This is a genomic window from Dendronalium phyllosphericum CENA369 (genome assembly GCF_016056275.1).
Classification (GTDB): domain Bacteria; phylum Cyanobacteriota; class Cyanobacteriia; order Cyanobacteriales; family Nostocaceae; genus Dendronalium; species Dendronalium phyllosphericum.
This window is the reverse complement of record NZ_JAECZA010000009.1, coordinates 67,930-89,638: the sequence shown is the minus strand read 5'-3', so window position 1 is coordinate 89,638 and position 21,709 is coordinate 67,930. Positions and strand designations below refer to the sequence as shown.

Annotated in this window: 16 protein-coding genes and 1 pseudogene; 12 read left to right on the top strand and 5 right to left on the bottom strand. The window is 43.7% G+C overall.

The genetic code is table 11. The annotated features are described in order from the left end of the window. The 4 genes and pseudogenes from I8752_RS04200 to I8752_RS04185 all read right to left on the bottom strand — a co-directional run. Window positions 1–1,111 (bottom strand): annotated as a pseudogene (locus tag I8752_RS04200) (DUF2157 domain-containing protein); the annotation flags it as partial. A gap of 228 nt (window positions 1,112–1,339) precedes the next feature. After that, window positions 1,340–1,681 (bottom strand): hypothetical protein, encoded by a 342-nt coding sequence (locus I8752_RS04195; protein ID WP_214431072.1) that lies wholly within the window; start codon window positions 1,679–1,681, stop codon window positions 1,340–1,342. A 267-nt stretch (window positions 1,682–1,948) separates the two neighbouring features. Further along, on the bottom strand, window positions 1,949–3,301 hold the full coding sequence (locus I8752_RS04190; RefSeq protein WP_318780810.1) for a sensor histidine kinase: 1,353 nt from the start codon (window positions 3,299–3,301) through the stop codon (window positions 1,949–1,951). Beyond that, window positions 3,238–3,924, bottom strand: a complete 687-nt coding sequence (locus I8752_RS04185; protein ID WP_214431071.1) for a response regulator transcription factor — start codon at window positions 3,922–3,924, stop codon at window positions 3,238–3,240. Before I8752_RS04185 ends, I8752_RS04190 begins: the two co-directional genes overlap by 64 nt. A 332-nt stretch (window positions 3,925–4,256) precedes the next feature. Here I8752_RS04185 and I8752_RS04180 point away from each other — a divergent pair, with 332 nt between their 5' ends. The 3 genes from I8752_RS04180 to I8752_RS04170 all read left to right on the top strand — a co-directional run bounded on the left by I8752_RS04180 (window position 4,257) and on the right by I8752_RS04170 (window position 7,545). Continuing rightward, window positions 4,257–4,652, top strand: a complete 396-nt coding sequence (locus tag I8752_RS04180; protein WP_214431070.1) for a hypothetical protein — start codon at window positions 4,257–4,259, stop codon at window positions 4,650–4,652. A gap of 217 nt (window positions 4,653–4,869) precedes the next feature. Further along, window positions 4,870–6,258, top strand: a complete 1,389-nt coding sequence (locus I8752_RS04175) for an MgtC/SapB family protein (RefSeq protein WP_214431069.1) — start codon at window positions 4,870–4,872, stop codon at window positions 6,256–6,258. Window positions 6,259–6,450: 192 nt separating this feature from the next. After that, the gene (locus I8752_RS04170) at window positions 6,451–7,545 is read left to right on the top strand and encodes a sulfate ABC transporter substrate-binding protein (RefSeq protein WP_214431076.1); all 1,095 of its coding nucleotides are present in this window, start codon (window positions 6,451–6,453) and stop codon (window positions 7,543–7,545) included. Window positions 7,546–7,703: 158 nt separating this feature from the next. Here I8752_RS04170 and I8752_RS04165 read toward each other — a convergent pair whose 3' ends face one another. After that, the gene (locus tag I8752_RS04165; protein ID WP_214431068.1) at window positions 7,704–8,303 is read right to left on the bottom strand and encodes a DUF4142 domain-containing protein; all 600 of its coding nucleotides are present in this window, start codon (window positions 8,301–8,303) and stop codon (window positions 7,704–7,706) included. Between the two features lie 484 nt (window positions 8,304–8,787). On the opposite strand from I8752_RS04165, the gene I8752_RS04160 reads away from it, so the two are divergent. The 9 genes from I8752_RS04160 to I8752_RS04120 all read left to right on the top strand — a co-directional run bounded on the left by I8752_RS04160 (window position 8,788) and on the right by I8752_RS04120 (window position 21,689). Next, complete coding sequence (locus I8752_RS04160) at window positions 8,788–9,033, top strand: hypothetical protein (RefSeq protein ID WP_214431067.1); 246 nt, start codon at window positions 8,788–8,790, stop codon at window positions 9,031–9,033. After that, window positions 9,014–9,289, top strand: coding sequence for a hypothetical protein (locus I8752_RS04155; RefSeq protein WP_214431066.1), 276 nt, complete (start codon window positions 9,014–9,016; stop codon window positions 9,287–9,289). The genes I8752_RS04160 and I8752_RS04155 overlap by 20 nt, the downstream gene beginning before the upstream one ends. Window positions 9,290–9,904: 615 nt before the next feature. Continuing rightward, a complete protein-coding gene (locus I8752_RS04150; protein ID WP_214431065.1) occupies window positions 9,905–12,277 on the top strand; it encodes a CHASE2 domain-containing protein in 2,373 nt (790 codons plus the stop codon). Between the two features lie 33 nt (window positions 12,278–12,310). Next, the gene (locus tag I8752_RS04145) at window positions 12,311–14,191 is read left to right on the top strand and encodes a protein kinase domain-containing protein (RefSeq protein WP_214431064.1); all 1,881 of its coding nucleotides are present in this window, start codon (window positions 12,311–12,313) and stop codon (window positions 14,189–14,191) included. Between the two features lie 503 nt (window positions 14,192–14,694). Beyond that, a complete protein-coding gene (locus tag I8752_RS04140; protein WP_214431063.1) occupies window positions 14,695–14,859 on the top strand; it encodes a hypothetical protein in 165 nt (54 codons plus the stop codon). 242 nt (window positions 14,860–15,101) lie between these two features. Beyond that, window positions 15,102–17,360: an ATP-binding protein gene (locus I8752_RS04135; protein ID WP_214431062.1), complete on the top strand. Its 2,259-nt coding sequence runs from the start codon at window positions 15,102–15,104 to the stop codon at window positions 17,358–17,360. Continuing rightward, entirely contained in the window at window positions 17,357–17,824 is a 468-nt protein-coding gene (locus tag I8752_RS04130) for a response regulator (RefSeq protein WP_214431061.1), read from the top strand. The genes I8752_RS04135 and I8752_RS04130 overlap by 4 nt, the downstream gene beginning before the upstream one ends. A 2-nt stretch (window positions 17,825–17,826) precedes the next feature. Next, the gene (locus tag I8752_RS04125) at window positions 17,827–20,739 is read left to right on the top strand and encodes a response regulator (protein ID WP_214431060.1); all 2,913 of its coding nucleotides are present in this window, start codon (window positions 17,827–17,829) and stop codon (window positions 20,737–20,739) included. Window positions 20,740–20,927: 188 nt separating this feature from the next. Further along, window positions 20,928–21,689 (top strand): DUF928 domain-containing protein, encoded by a 762-nt coding sequence (locus I8752_RS04120; RefSeq protein WP_214431059.1) that lies wholly within the window; start codon window positions 20,928–20,930, stop codon window positions 21,687–21,689. The last annotated feature ends 20 nt before the right edge of the window (window positions 21,690–21,709 follow it).

The window sequence follows — 21,709 nt, the reverse complement described above, 5'->3', positions numbered from 1 at the left end:
TACTCGCTCCCCTCTCCCCCTGCCTCCCCTGCTCTCTTCCTCGCTGTGCTAACCAAGTTATGAGCCAGCCGCAAATACCAATAGCTAAACCCAACTGAGTGACATCTACCCTTGCAACAAAAATCGCCCGTACTAGTAGTACTAAAAGCGCATAAATAATTACAACAGCGTACAAACTTATACCCAATCCAAAACGCTGCTCGTTTTGATTTTCATTTAATTCATTCTCATCAAAATCTCCCCGTGTCCCCGCGTCTCCCCATCTCCGCGTCCCCGCGTCCCCACGTCTTTCTATCAACCGATTCAGATAAACAGTAATGATGGTAGTACCAATCGTTGCCAGATAAACAGCAATGAAGGGAAATCCTGGTAATTTCCAACCCCAGTGTAAATAACTCAGGCCCAGAATATTTATTAGAGGCAATTTCCCAGTTGGCAAATGAGTAAATGTGCGATTGTTGCACAGTAAAACTGTAATAAATGTCAGAATTGGGGATGCGATCGCTACTGTCAACCAATCCAGAGGATTTTGCCACAACCGAAAGCTATCCATTGCCCAAAAGTTCACGGGCACTAACAATAAAGCGACAATCAATAATGTCTGAGCTGTCAATCTTAGGTTGTTTTGCTTACCCGCCCAGAAGCTTAATCCCCAAAAACTTAAGGTATAAGCGAATAAAACTCCATATTGTCCAGAGGCAGGAAATTTTTCCCACTGACTAGCAGCCAGCACCCCAGAGGACACAACTACTAGAAATACTCCTAAAAACAGCAGCCACCGGACACTTAATTCTGCCCCTAGTGACTGCAACATTGTCGCTACAATGTTAGGTTTAGTCGGTTGTGGAGGTTTGCCTATAGACGTTCCACGCAACATCGTTACAGCCGACTGTTGAACGGGATCGGAAGTGGCGAATGTTACTTGTTGTTCGGGTTCAGTCTGAGCTTGAAATACTACCGCACAGACAAGGTACTCGCGGCATAGCTGCCTAACTTGGGCATCGGATATCAAACCCAAGCGCAGCCAGATATCTAATCCTTCCAATAACTGAGGATGGGAGGATGGCAGCTTGAGTTCAATTTTTAAAGGGCGATCGAGTGGCGATGACATAAGCCGCAGCGCGTAAGCATATACTTAAAATCATGGTTAGATTAAAGTATATTTTGGCTCTAATTGTGCCACTTGTAAGGCTGACTCATGTTAATTTTTAGCCGACATGCTAGGTAGTCAAGTATATCAAGCTACCTACAGTTGTTGCAGTGGCGTTTCTCTTCAAACCACTTCCGGCTAAAAATTAGCAAATAGCGAGATTCAAGTTTTTGAAGTGCTTGCTGAAATTCAATCGTCAAGAATTTGAATAGTTTCACCGTTGGCACGAGTAATACTAAGGGCATTGAATTCATTGTCGTCATAGTTGCCAACTACAGTGACTTTTTCTCCTACCGAGAGATTAATAGGTTGTCCTAAACTAGGTTCCGCCTCAACAATGATTTGTCCCTTACCATCATTGAGAATGAATTTATCGTCTAATAGCTTAGTAACTTGACCAGAGATACTGGTAACACGAGCATTGGGCGAATTGTTAATTTGGGTTGACGCTTTCTGCGCTCCTACTTCCAAAGGTATTAGCAATGCAACCAAGGCAGTCAGGACAATGCTAGGCATAGGATTGAATTTCATTTGTTAAGACCTCCAATCTGATGTGTAACTTACTCCTGTTTTTAGATTGCCGGATAAAAGTAACAAGAAAGTAACAACCCCCGATTCAATCAGAATGATTGGTTGAGAACACAAGTTCGTTGGTTGAGAATACAAGTCCGTTGGTTAAGAACACAAGTTTGTTGGTTGAGAACACAAGTTTGTTGGTTGAGAACACAAGTTCGTTGGTTGAGAACACAAGTTTGTAGCTATGTCTACGACGGGCTACGCCGAGTTATATATTGAAAATCATTCTTGCCCAGTTTTCATGAAATTGAAGGGCAACTGAATTTGAAAAGTGGAGCCTGCACCTAAACGACTTGTGGCGATAATTTGCCCTCCATGTATTTGGACAATTTGCTGGGCGATCGCTAGTCCTAAACCAAAGCCTCCAGAAGAACGCGATCGCACGCTATCCACTCGATAAAACCGCTCAAAGATATGGGGTAAATCTGCCTCTGGAATTCCAATACCGCTATCTTGTACTTCGATGACTGCACAATTAGACTGAAGGCAGACTCGTAAGCAAATACCTCCAGATGGCGTGTAACGGCAGGCATTACTGAGAAGATTTGTGATAGCCTGTCGCATCAAATCTGGATTCATTTTCAACATCACTGATTGTTGAGGAAATTCGCTCGTGAATTCTAAATTTTTTGCCTTTGCTTGCTGGGCGTATTCTTCTGCTAACGGCTGAAGCCAACTTACCAAATCAACGAGATTGAGTGCTTGTGGTACTAACTGCCCTTCGTGTCGAGCTAAGAATAATAAATCGCTTACCAGCATTCCCATTGATTCGGCAATTCGGTCGATATTTTCTAAGGAATTCTGCTGTTGGTGAGGGTCGATTGGTTCCAACAAGCCAAACTGAGCATTGTTGCGAATTGCTGTTAGGGGTGTGCGTAACTCGTGGGAAGCATCGGCTGTGAACCGCTGTAATTGTTCGTAGGATTGGCGAATTGGCTGCATTGCCATGCCACCAAGAAACCAACCAGTTAAACTAATTGCACTCAAAGCAACGGGTACGCCTACTATTAAATACAGTTGCAGCGACCATAAAGTTTCTTTAACAGGTGCTAAAGAGGCAGCTATTTCCAGATAGCCGATTAATTGCTGATTCTGAAAAACAGGAAGTGTTAACTGACGCAGTTGTTCGTTGGGGCGATCGCTTGATTCAATTGTTTGAAACCCTAGTTTATTTTTCAACTGCTCCGATGGTGTGACACCAAAAAACTCTAGTAGTTGCTTTTTAGGGGTATACCAGCGAGCATAAACAATTGCACTCTCAAAAGGTAAAGCTTCACCACCCAAAATCGGGACATCTTCCAAGCTAATGCGCTGCTGTTCTTGGTAAAGTCCATCTTCAACGCCAGCCGCCATCAGTCGGCTTGTATTGTAAATTTCTTGGTCAAATGTCCGTAACTGCTCTTTGGCTTCTAGAAAGTAAAGTATTACTGCAAAGATAACTAAAATACTACCCATCGAAAGCGTAAACCAGCGAGCTAGGTTACGCCGACTGCGGTTGAACATGGTAGGAATTAGCGATCGCATGATTCCGCGACAATCAATCGATATCCCATACCATAAACGGTTTGTAGCCAATCTTCTGCTTTTACCATCTGTAACCGCTGCCGCACTCGATGCACTAACATCGTTATCGCTTTACTATCTGGCTGTGTATTCCATTCCCAAAGTGCTTGTTCGATTTGGTCGTGGCTGAGTACTTGCTTCGGATGTCGCAAGAAATATTCTAGTAACTGAAACTCTCGACCCGACAACTGAACTGTAACTTCCTGGCGCTGTAACGTGAGAGTGTTGAGATGCAGCTGTAAATCGGCTAATTCTAGCGTGTCACCTTGCCAGAGTGGTGCGCGCCTTCCCAATGCTCGCACTCGTGCCAAAAGTTCGAGCAAACTAAAGGGTTTAACTAGATAGTCATCAGCACCAACATCTAAAGCAGACACTTTATCTAAAATCGCATCCTTAGCTGTGAGAATCAGTACCGGAGCCGTTTTTCCTGCTTGGCGATACTGCTGACACAAACTAATACCACTAACTTTAGGCAACATCCAGTCTAAAATTAACAGGTCGTAGTCTCTGTCTGTCATCAACCAATGAGCTGTTTCACCATCTTCGACACCATCTACAACATGTCCGACTTTCGAGAGCGCACCATGTAGTGGTTGTAATTGAGTGAGATCGTCTTCTACAAGTAAGATTCTCATTCATCATATCGCTGTACTTTACTTTCTATTTTCCTACGATCAATTCATCATCAAGCTTTCTCAATGTTAGGGAACTGCAAAAATAACTGTATTTAACTCCATTCAATACATTATCGTATTCTTCTTCCCCAGCCCCCCTGACTTTTCACGGGAAGTCCTCAAACTCTCGTTAAGGCTGGGGGTAGGGGGTAGGGTGTAGGGAAAACAAAACAAGAAAGCCGGACTACACCCCACACCCCACACCCCACACCCCACACCGTCGCTTATGCGTCCACATACCGTGAAAAGTCAGCCCAGCCCCCCTGCTAATATTTTTTATTCAGAAGTCCCTTATGTCTCGACCCCGTTGGCTGCAATTTCTGATTAACTTAGGATTAGAGTTCTGGCTGCCGTTACCTTTAATCGGAGTGTTTTTTTGGTTGAGTACGGGTTTGATCGCACATCAAGTATTGAGCTATACCTACGATACAACAGCCCAAATCCACGCCGATTCTAAACATCAAATTCAGTTTTCGGTTTCCCTGGCTGTCATGTCTATTGAAGCTCTAATCGAGCGCAGAGATAAGTTGACTGAAGTCAAGGTTTACACTGCTGATTCGGTTTTAAAGCAGATGGAGTTTGAGTTCCCCGTAACTGAATTTGCTCAAGTTGATGCTGCGATCGCTCAAGCTTTAGGATTACCAGTAACAGCAGTTAAGCAGTTAATACGTTATCGCATCGAGAACTAGTATCATATCAGTCAAATAAGTAATCAGTATCTAAATGTGCTTAACCTTTCATTAACCTTAACTTAATTTATTGTAAACTTAGCAGGTAAGCTTTTAGCGGTAGTAAGTAAAGCCAAGTCATTTGGTTAAGCTCACTTGTGATAAAAATCTACTTTGTCTAGGTCTTTGCGATCGACCGCTTCATCGGTTAACAGTATCTACCGTAGTTCCATAAACTATGTCTCTTTATGGTCTTAGTGCCTATCTCTTGCCCAGCCAATTAATGGATATCTCATTTCAATACTGGATATCCGTTGCACCCACTAACGATTTAGCTTCATCAATTTTCTCCGGAACGCTGCACACGTATAGTATCAAGCGGTTGTCACTGGCACTAGTTATTGGACTATTTGTGGGTTTGGAGCGGGAATGGCGGCATAAACACACGGGAGTGCGAACATTTGGTTTTGTGTCATTATTGGGAGGCTTGGGCGGAATACTAGGTGAGAACTACGCCCTGTTATGTATTGCATTGCTGGGGTTGTTGATTGTCTTTTTGAACCTTCAAACCTTGCGAGTAGGTAAGGGCACTGAGTTGACTACTTCGACAGCTTTGCTGGTAATCGGGCTGGCTGGGGTATTGTGCGGACAGGGACATACTGTGACTCCTGTGGCTGTGGCAGTAATTGCAGCGGCGTTACTCTCTTGGAAAGAAAGCCTTAAAGGTTTCAGCTTGGGACTCAGCGAACCCGAACTCAAGTCAGCAATTATGTTGGCGATGTTGACCTTTGTCATCTATCCAGCACTACCAAGTGGGACTATAGATCCGTGGGGATTAGTGCAGTTGCGTGAGGCTTGGCTAACTGTAATTCTGGTAGCGGGTATAGGTTTCGTAAACTATGTGTTGTGGAAAATTTACGGAACTCGTGGCATACAGGTAGCTAGCTTTTTAGGTGGTTTGGTCAATAGCAGTGTTGCTGTGGTTGAGTTAGCCAAGCGGGTGCATGAAACTCAAGGGCGGCTGAATGAGGTGGCGTACCGGGGGATCGTTCTGGCTACCATAGCAATGGTATTACGCAACGCTGTATTGTTGGCTATTTTATCCCCCCATACTTTACAGTCTTCAGCACCAGCACTGGCCTTGATGTTGGCGGGAAGCGTGGGACTCACCCTCATCCACCGCCAGGCAGTCCAGACAGCTTCTAGGCCGCTTGAAGTAGACCAAGGAAATAACTTGGCAATAGAAACTACCCATACACTGAATTTTGAATCTCCTTTCTCGCTCAAATCGGCGTTAAAATTTGGTCTAATTTTTCTCGCACTGCAAATTGCTGCGGTGTTAGCGCAGAAAGCTTTAGGTCAATTTGGCTTTTATAGTGTCAGTATTGTTGGCGGTTTGATTTCTAGCGCCAGTGCCGTAGCTAGTGCAGCAACGTTAGCTGCTCATGGTACGCTTTCTGCTAACGAAGCGGGGACTGGTGCTGTGTTCGCTTCTGTTGCCAGCGTACTCGTGAACCTACCACTAGTAGCGAGAATATCTCACGAACGCCAACTCACGAAGCGGTTAACAGTAGCAATGCTATTAATTGTGACATTAGGCATTGTCGGTACTCTTTTCCCAGTTTGAGATTAGAAACTCCCTAACTTCCTTTTGCGGCAAAATCTCCAGCTTGTTTAAACTTAGGTTAATAAAAGATTAAGTATTTTTCGCTACTGCTTTATAATATCTTTAAACTACAGTAACTTGCTCGTTTTTTCGCAGTTTGAGGAGGAAGCTTTGACAAATAAGCGACAGTATGCATATGCATTCAAAAAATATATAACTGAACAAGTTCGCACTTATATTGTTCAAGCTTTACAAGCTATAAAGCAGCGATGGTTTATATCTTTATTTTTAGTTGGAGTAATTTTAAGTGTTGCGATCGCAGCCTGTTCTTCAGGCAATGTTGATAATGCTGGTAAGACTAGCGCCGCTTCTGGAGGCGATGTCAACTTAACTTTTGTTTCCTTCTCAGTTACCAATGCTGCATACGATCGCATTATTCCCAAATTTGTAGAAAAGTGGCAAAAAGAACACAACCAAAAAATTGTTTTTAAGCAAAGTTATGATGGCTCTGGTTCTCAAACTCTGAATGTGATTGATGGTTTAGAAGCTGATGTCGTACATTTGTCACTTGCTCTTGACATTAATAAACTTGTCCAGACAGGTTTTATTCAACCGGGATGGGAAAAAGAAGCCCCAAATAATGCAATTGTTACTCAATCGGTGGGTGCGATCGCCACTCGTCAAGGGAATCCCAAAAATATTAAAACTTGGGCAGATTTAACACGAGATGGGGTAAATGTACTGACAGCTAACCCAAAAACATCTGGTGGTGCGCGCTGGAACTTCTTATGTCTGTGGGGTTCTGTAACCAAAACTGGTGGAAACGAAAATCAAGCGTTAGACTTCACCTCGAAAGTTTATAAAAATGCACCCGTGCTGCCTAAAACTGCTCGAAATGCCACCGACTTATTCTTTAAAGAAGGTCAAGGTGATGCTTTACTCAACTATGAAAACGAGATGATTTTATCAGCAACACAAAGCGGTGGTAAATTTTCCTATGTTGTCCCTGATGTGAATATCTCCATTGACAACCCTGTTGCAATTGTAGATAAAAATGTTGAGAAACACGGTACTCGCCAAGTTGCAGAAGAATTTATCAAATTTCTTTACACCCCAGAAGTGCAACGAGAGTTTGCCAAAATAGGATTTCGTAGCGTTGATACCACCATTGTCAAAGAAGTAGAAAGCAACTTGCCTAAGATTAAAACCCTCTTCAAAGCTCAAGATTTGGGAGGATGGGACGAAATTCAGAAAAAATTCTTTGATGAAGGCGCTATCTTTGACAAAATTCAAGCTCAGAAATCTTAAAATTCCAGTAAGGTTTATTTGGTTGGATATCAGTATACACTCCATACCCTTATACCAATTCGTAATTCGTAATTCGTAATTAAGAAAGTCTGATTGAGTCTGGGTTTCTGGGTTTGGATCTGTATCATTATTTTTGGGAAATGGTATTACACCCATTTTCAAGACAGGCGATCGCTACCCATTTGCAAATGTTTCTGTACTACTGGTATATTTTTGGTTGCAAATGCCCGGAGGTCTGGATCTTGACCGAGTTGTGACTGACGGCGCTGAATAGCCAAGTATTCCATATGCAAGTTTATACCAGCTTCATTTTTGTATACTTGGTCAAAATTGCTGCCAGAAAGTTGTGATAGCCGTTCTATTAAGACTTGATACTTAGGCCCCACATCAGTAGGCGGTGTAATTCCTTTTCGGGTAGCTAGCTCTATTAGTTGCTGGTTTACAGGTGTATGCTCTCGAATTATTTGCTGGGCATACTGCCTAATTTTATTGTTTTTAGACTTTTGTAGTGCTAATTGTGCCAGTTGTACTTCCGCTAATCCGCCCCAGCCAGCCTCTAAGATATACAGTCTATCAAGGTCACTGATATTAGTTTGCTGATTTCTCACACCTGGGATAGGTGGATTATTTGGTGTTATTTGAGCATTTGCTGGTTGGTTGAGACAATAATAACTAGTAAATGCGATCGCAGCACTAACCCCAACAATTCCTATGAGATTAGTTAACTTATTTGTGAAACTATGATGTTGTGAATTCATGTTGTTAGTCTCTTAATAAAAACGATAAATGGAACTTGAAGCGAGAGAATTTATCAAAATAGAATTCAGGAATCAGGAGTCAGAAGAAACTCATGAATTTTGTGCAAAGCCACGGATGAATAAACGGGCGATCGAAACTAACTGATAGTCTTTGCCCTAGATATCGACATGCTTGAAAGATACGTTTAGCATAATCTTCAACTCGTTTGAGAAAGTTAAACATGAGTACATTACTCTGAGCTAACAGTGCTACTAATCAGCACAGTAATAGCTGTTGTTAGCAGTAACTTCTGCCAAACGAAAGGCTCACAGTTAAGTCTTATTGTGATTTAAAATACAAACTTTCTCCGATAATCCCGAATTGGCCTTACCGCAAATGCGCTGATACTTCTATTGCCTATCTTTATAATTTCCGCAAAAACACGGTTACGCTAACTTGTAGTTCCGATCAAAACTGCATTATCCAGTTTATTAGGGTACATTTATGACTAGCCCTGCAATGACAGTTTTCCGAGTTAACCAACAAAGGGCGAAACAGGTATCTCTTGAGTGGGAGCGAGCTTCATACAGTGAACTCAGTGCTTATTGTTTACATATTTTAAGGGAGATAGGATGTCCCGATACTGAACTCCCAGAAAATTTACGGACTCGCGATCAACAGTTAAATTTCATCACAGGTTTTGCATCTTTTGCTTTTGGGGAGGTATTAAATGTCCAAAGCATTAATTGAAGATATCTTAGAAGACTTAGAATGGGTACAGGAAACTACTTTACCTGCAACAGATAGCGATTTGTTGATTTTAACTGAAAAATTTTTAGGTTTTGAAATTCCCGCAAATGTTTTTTTGCAAGCTATATCTATTGCTGCCTACGACTGTGCAGCTGCTTTTCGCTACACTGATAACTATCTAACTGTTCTCAAAACTAAGAATAAACGCAAAAATTTTCTTTTGATAGAGTCTTCGCGTGAGTTTGAAAACAATTAAAGTTCTTTCATACCGTATACCTCGCCCCTCTACAACCATTGTCAGAGGGGCTTTGTTTTTGGGGACAAGAGTTATAGCAAAGTGCTGATGAGAATTACCACTGTCCTTACATTACATTAGGACTACGGCTATAGTTGTCAGTTGCCAAAGCCTTTTGGGCTGGGAAAAGGTGATACCAGTGCTGGACTCACTGTAAGTAACTGGCGTGGGTTCTCCTCGTATAAATCTATAAGCGTTCTGAAATGCCCAAAGGCTATCTAGAGCGCTTAATATACTTAAGGGTATGTTATAAAGTGACACTATAAAAGCTGTCACTTATGAACAGCAGATATATCCTTAAAGTACTAGGCTTAAATTAGGAAAATTGAAGTACATTTGCTACACTCTGATAGTTAGTACTATTAGAGTGTAGTATTTTTTTATAGTATTTCTACAACTTCATCAAACCCTTAAAATAAAATATTTTTCTAGTAAAGCTTGCAGGCAGGAAAAACTTGACTTTTAATTTGTCGCTGCGGTCAAATAATCTGTAGCTTTACATAAGGGGAGCCTTACCCTTGAGCGCGTATAATTAATTTTGCCTAATAGCTTAGATTTTTACTGCTGAAAGTGAGAATGCATCCGACGAGCAAAGCAGAAAACTCAGCTTACAAATATCAAGTCGGAGGAAGTCTCCAAATTGATGCTCCCAGCTATGTGCAGCGGCAAGCAGATAAAGATTTTTATGATGCGCTAAAAGCTGGGGAATTTTGTTATGCCTTCAACTCGCGGCAGATGGGCAAGTCTAGCCTGCGAGTCCAAACAATGCGTAAACTGCAAGCTGAAAATATTGCCTGTGGTGTTATTGACATTACGGCGATTGGCAGCCAGGATATAACTGCATCTGAGTGGTATTTGGGTGTAGTGCGGAGGCTGGCGCGTAGTTTCATCCCTAAATTCAAAGTATTGGCTTGGTGGAGCGATCGCTCTGAACTTTCACCAGTGCAACGCTTGAGTGAGTTTATCGAGTCAGTGCTGCTGATAGAAGTCTCTCAAAACATTGTGATTTTTGTAGACGAAATTGATAGTATTCTCAGACTAAATTTCAAGGATGATTTTTTAGCTTTGATTCGGGCTTGCTATAACAAACGAGCCGACAATCCAGCTTACCAACGCCTGACTTTTGCACTACTAGGGGTGACTACTCCCTACGATTTGATTCAAGACAAACACCACACACCTTTTAACATTGGTCTAGCAATTGAACTCAACGGTTTTCAATTGTCTGAAGCTCAACCATTAGCTGAGGGATTAGTGGGTAGATTTGTTAACCCCCAAAGAGTGTTGCAAGAAATATTAGCTTGGAGTGGCGGTCAACCTTTTTTGACTCAGAAGCTTTGCCAGTTAGCGATCGCTTCTACCATTCCCCAAGATAATGAAACAGAGTATGTTAAGAAAATTGTGCGCTCTCAAGTCATTGAAAACTGGGAATCCCAAGATGAACCAGAACATCTAAGGACAATCCGCGATCGCTTTTTTTGCCGCTGTGCCGAGAATAACATTTTGAGAAGCGAACAGCGCACTAGGCAGTTACTAAGGCTTTATCGGCAAATTTTGCAAACAGGCCAAATCGTAGCAGATAACAGTCCCGAACAAATGGAATTGCGGTTAACAGGATTGGTAGTCAAGCAACAAGGTTTATTAAAAGTTTATAACCGCATATATGCTACTGTTTTTAATCAAAACTGGGTTGATAAAGCGTCATCAGGTTTAGAATCAGTTGAGACATCGCCTTTACCCAGCAAGCACCGTCTGCAAACTGTGCTAGTTTTAGCTGCGATCGTCACAGCTTTAGCAATGGGAGTACGGCATCTAGGACTACTACAAACTGCGGAACTAAGGGCTTTCGACCAACTGCTGCGGCTGCGCCCTAAAGAACAACCAGATCGTCGCCTTTTGGTAGTTGCCATTTCTGAAGATGATTTTAAGCTGCCAGAACAGCAACAAAGAAAAGGCTCGCTATCGGATCGCGCCCTCGCTTTACTCGTGCAGAAACTAGAGCAGTACCAACCAAGAGCTATTGGCTTAGATATTTATCGTGATTTTCCTGTAGACAACAACGAAGCACCTTTAGCCGCTTGGATGCGGCGCAGCGATCGCTTCATTGCTATTTGCAAAGTCAGCGAACCCCAAATTAATGAACCAGGCGTTGCACCTCCTCCAGAAATTCCTCAAAAACGTCAAGGCTTTAGCGATTTTGTCAAAGACAGCGATGGTATTCTTCGCCGCCATCTGATTGCGATGCAACCAAGCAAATCCCCTTGTACTACGCCCTATGCCTTCAGCGCTCAATTGGCATTTCGTTACTTAGATGCTGAGGGTATCTCTATCAAATACACCAACAAAGAGTTGCAAATCGGCAAAGTTGTATTTAAGCGATTGCGATCGCATATGGGTGGGTATCACCAACTGGATGACTGGGGCTATCAAATATTGTTAAATTACCGTTCCTTCGATCCCTTAAAGGCTGTCGAGCAGGTCACATTAAAAGATGTGCTTAGGGGTGCGATCGATCCCAAGACCGTAAACAATCGGATTGTGATCATTGGCATCACTAACCAAAGTGCTGGCGATTATTTTTCTACCCCTGACGCTACCGCTCAAAACCAGGAAATGCCCGGAGTTATTGTTCACGCTCAAATGGTGAGTCAAATTCTCAGTGCAATTTTAGACGGGCGAACTTTGTTGTGGGTTTGGCCTGTTTGGGGTGATGCTTTGTGGGTTTTTTGCTGGTCTATTTTTGGTGGAATCTTGGTATGGCGCGTTCGTAATTTCTTGCTTTTAGGATTAGTGGGAGTTGTTGTAGTTGGGGTTATATCTGCAATCGGCTTTGTTATGCTCGTAAAAGGCATTTGGATACCGCTAATTCCTGCCGTGCTGGCTTTAATCGTAACAGGTAGTAGTGTAGTAAGCTACACCGTCCATCAAAGTAGTAAGATTAATTCTTAATTAATACATACTTATAATTACTAATACCAAATTATGCAAATGCTTCTAGAGAATCGTTATCGAGTGCTCAGGACGTTGGGGAGCGGTGGATTTGGTGAAACTTTTCTCGCGGAAGATACCCAAATGCCCTCCAATCGGTGCTGCGTCATTAAACAGCTCAAACCAATTCAAAATAACATCCAGATTTACCAACTGGTACAAGAACGATTTCAGAGAGAAGCAGCAATTCTAGAAGATTTGAGCGGTTCTACTGACCAGATTCCCTCCTTGTATGCCTACTTTCAGTCAGAAGGTCAGTTCTACGTGGTGCAGGAGTGGGTCGAAGGTGATACCCTCGCAGCTAAAATTCAACAACAAGGGTTATTGAGCGAAAGTGTAGTCCGGGAAATCTTAGTAAACTTGTTACCAGTTCTGAAGTACGTCCACTCCAAGCGTATCGTTCACCGCGACATCAAGCCAGATAACATTATTTTGCGCCACCGTGATGGTAAACCAGTGCTGATAGATTTCGGTGCAGTGCGGGAATCAATGGGAACAGTGGTGAATTCTCAAGGGTTACCTACCAGTTCAATTGTGATTGGCACGCCGGGATATATGCCCAGTGAACAAGCCGCAGGTAGACCAGTTTATTCCAGTGATTTATATAGTTTAGGGATGACTGTGATTTATCTACTAACTGGGAGACAACCACACGAACTTGAGACAGATCCCCGTACTGGAGAAATTGTTTGGCATCAACACGCTTTAAATGTTAGCCCTACATTGGCAATGGTAATCGATCGCGCGATCGCCTATCATCCGCGCGATCGCTATCCCACAGCCACAGAAATGCTAGAAGCCCTGCAAAATGTGCCCCCATCAGTAGCAACACCTCAAAACACAATTTCTGTTAGTCCACCTGCTTCCACTCAACCTACAAATCAAAGCAATGGACAACGTGGAATCTTTGTGGGTAGTTTAATTGTAGGTGGTTTGATTGGTGCTGCGGTGATTATTGGTTTGGCCACCAACAATCAACAACAGCAACTAGTAGCCCAATCCACGCCTGTATCTAGTGAACAAGCCACAATTAGTAGTGAACCCCAAAACACCCCACCAGTAATCTCACCCCAACCAACCCCCAGCGTTCCTAGTTTCTCTCCCACAGAGCTTTCTAGTCAAACTCCTACGGCTGAACTGCCAACATCAACACCAACACAAGCTAACAAACCTTATTTGGGTATTCAGATGGTGACGCTGACACCAGAAATTAAAGAAAAAATCAATAACAAATTAGGCGATCGCATTAATCTTACAACAGATAACGGAGTTTTATTGGTTGATATCGTTCCCCGCTCTCCAGCATCTATTGGAGGATTACAAGCTGGTGATGTGATTCGCAGTATTAATAATCAAACTGTGACTAAATTTGAAGAAGTAATCAAATTAGTGGAACAGAGTACAATCGGTAGTCCTTTACCAATCGAAGTAGAACGTAATGGGCAGCTTTTCAAAGTTACAGTTAGTCCGACATCATCACCAGCTAAACTGCCAATATCAACATCAACACAAGCTGACAAACCTTATTTGGGTATTCAGATGGTGACGCTGACACCAGAAGTTAAAGAAAAAATCAATAATCAACCCGGCAATCACATTAATATCACAATAGATAATGGAGTTTTATTGATTCAGATTGTTCCCGGCTCTCCAGCATCCATTGCCGGATTACGACCTGGTGATGCGATTCGGAGTATTAATAATCAACCTGTTACTACAACTGAAGAAGTAATCAAATTAGTGGAAAAGAGTACGATTGGTAGTCCTTTGCCAATCGAAGTAGAACGTAATGGGCAGCTTTTCAAAGGTACAGTTAGTCCGACATCATTGCCAGTGCAAAGTGAGCCATCACAAACTAATAGACCATCACCATAAGCAGCCATTCAAAATTCTTATAGCTATATAAATCAAGGTGAATATCAAACTGCATCTTAGTGAAAGCAAATACACTATAGGAGAAACAATATTCCTGCTCCCTCTCCTTACTAAGGAGAGGGCTGGGGTGAGGTTTAATAAGGCTTTCTACAAAAGTAAGATGCCCCCGCTATCTATACAGCACCAAAACAATACAGAATTCCATCCCAATCCTCTAAGCCAGCCAGATTGAAAAAGATAATTTCCGAAAATAGCTTTCATGCTTCTGAGGATTTAAATAGCCTTCATTAGTCCGCTGATTGTATTTATCTTAAAACTGTAACCGGATATCCGCCGTTATTATCTTTTAGCTTAAAGCCTCTTTTCTGAGGAAGTGAGGGAGTGAGGGAGAAATAAATAACCATTGCCTTCTGCCTCCTGACTCATTCTATCTAAAATTCCAATATTGAAGCGAACGCTCCAGAATCAATATAGTTGAGGTTATATTTGCAATCAGCTTTATTATGCTCCTGCAAGACATTTGGATACCACTAATTCCTGCCGTACTGGCTCTGATCGTCACAAGCAGTAGTATATTAATTTACACAGGTTATCAAAGTAGTAATACTAATTCTTCAGAAGGCAGAGGACAGAAAGAAACCCACGCTTTAAAACGTCGGATTAAATAAGGACGAAGTTTTTTATGCGCCGCGCGTATTGAAAAACATTCTCTTTTTCAGTGGGCTTGAAACCAACAAAAATAAGTTTTTATTGATACTTCTTTCCTTCTGCCTCCTGCCCTTTGCCTTTCTTTGTAATTTTTAACTAAGAAAGCTAGAGTGAAAGGGATAGTTTTGAAAAATATTTTTGCGATCGCCCGTTATTTTAAGAGAAGCACAATCCCAACAATGAAGAGTTTGAGAAACAGAGAATGACTGATGAGACGATTGATTTGACCAACTGCGATCGCGAACCAGTCCACATTCCAGGGTCGATTCAGCCGCACGGGGTTTTATTGGTTTTGCAAGATCCCACCCTGGAAATCGTTCAGGTAAGCAGCAACACCCAAAACGCGATTGGTCGTCAACCAAAGGAATTGTTAGGTCAGCCGCTGTCAGACTTACTGGATGCCAAGCAAATTCAGCTGATTCAACAATGTCTGTCAGAGGATTTTGAAAGCATTAATCCTCTCAATTTATCCATCAAGCGTCTGAATAAATCAATTTATTTTGATGGTATTGTGCATCGCTTAGATGGGATAATTCTTCTGGAATTAGAGCCGAAAAAAGCGAAGAGTAAAACAAACTTTTTTGACTTCTATCAACAGGTAAAAGGAACCACCACTCGGATTCAAAAAGCACCTACTTTACTAGACATGTGCCAACTCGCGGTCAAAGAAATCCGGCGAATTACTGGTTTCGATCGCGTCATGGTCTATCGATTCGATAGCGAGGAAGCAGGCAGGGTAATTGCTGAAGACACCAATCTGGAAACGCCCTATCTGGACTTACACTACCCACCTTCTGATATTCCCAAACAAGCCCGACAGCTATACACTCTCAATTGGCTGCGGTTGATTCCAGATGCCAGCTACCAGCCTGCCGCTTTAATTCCTACGAACAATCCCTTAACAAATCAACCGCTCGATCTCAGTCTATCGGTGTTGCGGAGTGTTTCTTTATTTCATCTAGAGTACCTGCACAATATGGGCGTGACTGCCTCTATGTCTATTTCCTTGATACACGAACGAAAGCTGTGGGGCTTGATTGCCTGTCATCATTCGTCGCCTAAATATGTTCCTTACAATATCCGCACTGTCTGCGAATTCATTGGCCAAATCGTGTCTGTGGAACTGGCAAACAAACAAGCAAGTGAGGACATCGATTACAAAATGCAATTGAAGTCATTACAAACTCAATTTGTTGATGCATTGTCTCAGGCGGAGTATTTTCTAGACGGCATCGTGCAATTAGATACTAAGCTATTGAGTTTAGTAGATGCTGCCGGAGCAGTAGTATGCAGCGGCAACCAGTACATGCATGTGGGTAAAACGCCATCAGAGCAAGAAGTTCGCGCCTTACTAGATTGGATTAAACCTCAGTTTTGTCACAACTTATTTGAGATGCGATCGCTCCCGAAAAACTACCCAGCTGCGGAGTCATTTAAAGCGATCGCCAGTGGAGTTTTAGCCTTAGAAATTTCTCAAGTTCATCACAATTACATTCTCTGGTTTCGTCCAGAGGTAATTCAAACTGTGAACTGGGGCCGCAACCCCAACAAACCTGTGGAAGTTTTAGCAGATGGCAGTTTACGAATGTCTCCTCGCAAATCCTTCCAGTTGTGGCAAGAGACGGTGCGAGGGTGTGCCTTGCCTTGGAAATCCTGTGAAATTGAAGCGGTTACGGAACTGCGAAGCCTGATTGTGGGCGTTGTGTTGCGGCAAGCAGACAAATTGGCATTGATGAATTTTGAATTACAACGCAGTAATGAAGAACTCGATTCCTTTGCCTACGTTGCCTCCCATGACCTGAAAGAACCGTTACGGGGGATTCACAACTATGCTAACTTCTTAATAGAAGACTACGCAGACGTACTAAATGACGATGGGATTGCCAAACTCCAAACCTTGGTGCGGCTAACCCAGCGTATGGAAGACCTAATCAATTCACTACTGCATTTCTCGCGGTTGGGACGCGCCGAACTGAGTCGGCAACCAATAAATCTGGACGAGTTGGTGTCGCAGATAATCGCAACCTTGACCATTTCCCGACCGCAAATCGAAGTTGAGTTTCGCATTCCTCAACTGCTCCCGATTATTTTAGGCGATCGCTTTCAAGTTAACGAACTCTTGACTAACCTGATTAGCAACGCCGTGAAGTACAACGAGCGATCGCACAAGTGGGTCGAAATTGGTTTCATTGAGGAAAATGCCCAAACAAAAGTTGCTCCCACTTATCTGACTTTCTACATTTGTGATAACGGTATTGGAATCGCGCCAGAGCATCTCGACAAAATCTTTCAGATATTCCGCCGTTTGCACGGACGAGATGAATTTGGCGGCGGGACTGGGGTGGGATTAACCATTGCCCGCAAAATAGTAGAACGTCACGGTGGTAGAATTTGGGTAGAATCTACACCCACTCAAGGCAGTACATTTTACTTCACCCTGTCAGCAAAGGCCAACCCATGACTCGCATTTCAGCTTCTGCTCTCAGACTGCCATCACTGTTAGTTGTAGAAGACAGCAATGAAGATTTTGAGGCACTGCAACGGTTTTTGCGGCGATCGCCGATTGCCATTCACACTCATCGGTGTGTGAATGGAGAACAAGCATTGGCGTTTCTTTACCGGACTGGCAGCTATGTAGAAGGCGATGCGCCCCGTCCCGGCTTGATTGTGCTAGACTTAAACTTGCCCGGAACCGATGGTAGGGAAGTGTTGCGCCGGATTAAACAAGATGAGAAGTTGAACACAATTCCGGTGGTGGTGTTTACTACCTCCAACAATCCCAAAGATATCGAAGTATGCTATCGCTACGGAGTCAACAGCTACATTGTAAAGCCAATCGATTTTGCTCAACTGAAACGAGATATTGAGATGCTCGTAGAATATTGGTTTGAAGTGACAACGCTGCCCGATAGCGCCAAGGATTAGTCATGAGTCAATCGCGTGTTGTCTTAATTGTCGATGACTCCCCAGAAGACCGAGAACTTTATCGGCGATATTTACGGCGCGATCGCGAGTATTTTTATACACTTTTAGAAGCAAATTTAGGGGGACAAGGACTAGAACTTTGGCAGCAACACCAGCCAGATGCCGTTTTACTCGATTATCGATTGCCCGACTTGGATGGCCTAGAATTTCTAGCTCGGTTACAATCCTTGACACGGCAATCCTACTTACCTGTGATTATGGTAACAGGACAGGGCAACGAGGCGATCGCAGTTCAGGCAATGAAAGCAAGCGCCCAAGATTATCTCGTTAAAGAGCAAATTACCCCAGAAGGGCTGCAACTAGCGGTAAATGGGGCAATTGAAACAGTGCAGCTTCGCACTCAATTGCAACAGCGCATCGAACGAGAGCGATTGGTATCGCAGATTACGCAAAAGATTCATCAAACCCTGGATTTAGCAGAAATTCTGCAAACGACGGTGAGCGAAGTGCGGCAATTTCTCCAAACCGATCGCGTTTTGATTGTCCGCTCGCAATCAGACGGTTGGGGTACAGTTACAACCGAATCTGTAGTCGCAGATTATTCTCTGTTGTCCGGCTCCTACCACGACCCTTACTTGAGTGAAGACTATGTCGAACATTTTCGTCAGGGACTCGTCACCCTCAACCCAGATATTTATGATGCCAGCATCGCCCCCGACGACGTTGAACTTTTGCGAAAGTTACAAGTACGGGCAAATCTGATCGTCCCAATTCTCCAAAATAGGCAGTTGTGGGGCATGTTAATTGCCCATCATTGCGCCGCTCCCCGACAGTGGCAACCCTTAGAAGTTGACTTGCTTAAAGAATTGGCAACTCAAGTAGGAATTGCACTCCAGCAGGCGGAACTTTATCAGCAGGCACAGAACGAACTAGCCGAACGCAGACGAGTAGAAGCAGAACTACGGGATAGTGAGGAACGTTTCCGCACATCGGTAGAAAACATGCTCGATTGTTTTGGGGTATACCGAGCTGTGCGGAATGAGCGAGGAGAGATTGTCAATTTTCAAGTTGAATATGTCAATGATGCTGCCTGCCTCAGCAATCAAATGACTTGCACTCAGCCCAGTCAAGGGCTGGATGAGTTCCTACCGGGATATTATGACAGTACTTTGTTCGATGAATACTGTCAGGTAGTAGAAACGGGGCAGTCGCTCGTCAAAGACAGCCTAGTTTATGAAGATGATTACGGACAACAACGCTTAGTTAGAGCCTTTGATATCCGTGTAGCTAAATTTGGAGATGGATTTGTTGCCACTTGGCGAGATATTACCGATCGCAAACAAGTAGAGCAGTCGTTGCGACAAAGTGAAGAGTTTAAACGCCGCATATTAGAAAGTAGCAGCGATTGCATCAAACTATTGGATCTCAACGGGCAACTTTTGTATATCAACACGGGTGGACTGTGTCTTTTGGAAATAGATGATTTCGCCACCTACTTAAACGAGGATTGGACTAGTTTTTGGCAAGATGACGATCGCACAAGGGCAGAGGAGGCGATTGTCATAGCGAAAACAGGCGAACTCAGCCGATTTCAGGGCTTTTGTCCGACCGCCAAAGGAACGCCAAAATGGTGGGATGTCGCAGTTACACCCATTCTCGACACGGCAGGACATGTCTCACAACTGTTGGCGATCTCGCGCGACATCACCGAGCGCCAGCAAGCAGAGCAAGAACGCGATCGCCTATTGCAGCTAGAGCAAACCGCACGGCTAGAAGCCGAACGTGCCAACCGCATCAAAGATGAGTTTCTGGCCGTTCTCTCCCACGAGTTGCGATCGCCTCTCAGCCCGATTTTGGGCTGGACAAAACTGCTGCAAACCCGCAAATTTGATGAAACTAAAATGGCTGAAGCTTTGGCTACCATCGAACGCAACGCCAAACTGCAAACTCAACTAATTGATGACTTATTAGATATTGCGAAGATTCTACGCGGCAAACTCAGCATCGATGCTGCTCCTGTGAATCTGGCATTTGTCATTGAATCTGCCCTCGACGCAGTCAGGACAGCCGCCGCTGCCAAATCAATTCTGTTGCATCCGGTACTGCCAAATGTGGGGCAAGTCTCTGGGGATTCCACCCGCCTGCAACAAATCGTTTGGAACTTACTTGCCAATGCGATCAAGTTTACCCCCAAAGGCGGACGGGTGGAAACCCGACTAGAGCGAGTCGGCGAACAAGCACGCATTATCGTCAGTGACACTGGCAAAGGCATTAACCCGGAGTTTTTGCCGCATATTTTCGAGTCATTCCGTCAAGAAGATGTCTCAATTACTCGCAAGTATGGAGGGTTAGGATTGGGATTGGCGATCGTTCGTCAGTTGGTTGAAGCCCACGGCGGCACGATCGCGGCTGACAGCCCTGGTGAAGGGTTGGGAGCCACCTTTACAGTTTACTTGCCACTGCTGGATGTCGAACCAGAAATCGAGCAGACAGAAGAGTTGCCACAACAAGCACTCGATCTCACAGGAATTCGAGTCCTCACAGTTGACGATCGCCCCGATGTCCGCGAACTATTAACAGAATTGCTTGCTCTCTATGGAGCGGAAATCCTGACTGTTGCCTCTGCGGCAGAAGTGTTGGCAAACCTAGAATCCTTCCAACCCGATGTGTTAGTCAGTGATATTGGGATGCCCGAAGTCGATGGCTATACCCTGCTGCAACAGATCCGGACTTTACCTCCTGAAAAAGGAGGACAGATTCCAGCGATCGCTTTGACTGCTTATGCCAGAGAAGACGATCGCCAGCGAGCCATAGCCAGTGGCTATCAACGGCACGTTACAAAGCCCCTTGAGCCAGAACAGTTAGTTAAAGCTGTGGTGGAACTCGCACGTGGTAAGAGACTTCTAAATAAATAAATATCCCATCGCTGTTGAAGCTGGGGGGCGGAGGGGCGGAGAGGCGGAGGGGCAGAGGAGCAGATAGGGAATAAAAACTGACTCTTGTACAGACGCGATTAATCGCGTCTCTACCTCAGCACTCAGAGGAGCGTTAGCGAACAAGCCTTCAACCAAACCTGATACTATAGCTTTCTTAATTACGAATTATGAATTACGAATTACGAATTAGTATTAAACTTGTCTTTGCGATCGCTTTGGTATCGCTAAACTTCACGCCAATACAAGCAGAGCCGATAAAATCTCAACTAAGCGCATCGTGGAGTTTTAACGTACCTCCGCCGCCAGATGACATTAATGCACCCGGTAATCGCATTGGCGGAGGAAAGCGCGGCTGCGAGAATGCGAACAAAGAGCTCATTACATCTCAACAAAAGCGACTGACAGCATTAGTTCCAGTTTATCCATTGCCAAATGCAGAATTAGTTTTGGGATTAACGACTACCTCTCATCCAACTTTCTGGTTTTATGTTCCTGATGTCAGGAAAGCTAATGCAGAGTTCGTGCTACAGAATGAAGTGGGGCAAACTGTATATCAAAGCCCTGTTTCGCTGTCTGGGATACCGGGGGTTATCAATCTCTCTCTGCCATCAACAGCTTCTTCGTTAGAAATTGGTAAGCGTTATCATTGGTACTTTAATATTTACTGTAATTCCCAACAACCGCCTATTTTTGTTGATGGTTGGATTAAACGGGTTGAACTCAATGCTGTTGTCAAAAGTCAGTTAGCGAAAGCAACACCAAAACAGCGCCTTGCTATTTATGCAAGTCATGGTATTTGGTATGAGTCTGTGACTACTTCAGCCGAACTTCGCCGCCTAGACCCAAAACGTACTGATTGGACTAACTTGTTGCAATCTGTTGGTCTGAATGATATTGCTTCAGAACCGATAGTAAACTGCTGTAATTGAAGAAGGCAGGGAGCAGGGGG